General features: G+C 48.4%; 1 pseudogene. It reads left to right on the forward strand.

The features are described from left to right. Positions 1 to 22: 22 nt before the first annotated feature. Positions 23 to 316 (forward strand): annotated as a pseudogene (locus tag Xhom_RS25475) (hypothetical protein); the annotation flags it as partial.

Below are 316 nucleotides of genomic sequence, written 5' to 3' on the forward strand. Positions count from 1 at the left end.
GATAATAATGGCAAATTACAGCATGTCGAATTTATTGGGATTAGGCCGCTTCAAACGTAAAGCCGCTCACAAAGACACAACAGCTACAGGCTTTAGTCATCTGTCAGCACGGGCTGATGATTCTGGACACTACACGACTGAACCTGCACAGGAACTCGCTACAGATCTCATCGTTGAGCAAGACGAACAGCCAGCCGCCCCGAAGAAACACAGCCGCGGTCACAATGTTGCGGTATCGAAAGAGGCAGAAAACAGTCCGGTACTGGCCGTCAAATTATTACGTGAGACTGATCTGTCTTCGAAGAAGATTAAGGCG

Source organism: Xenorhabdus hominickii, from assembly GCF_002632725.1.
Taxonomy (GTDB): domain Bacteria; phylum Pseudomonadota; class Gammaproteobacteria; order Enterobacterales; family Enterobacteriaceae; genus Xenorhabdus; species Xenorhabdus hominickii.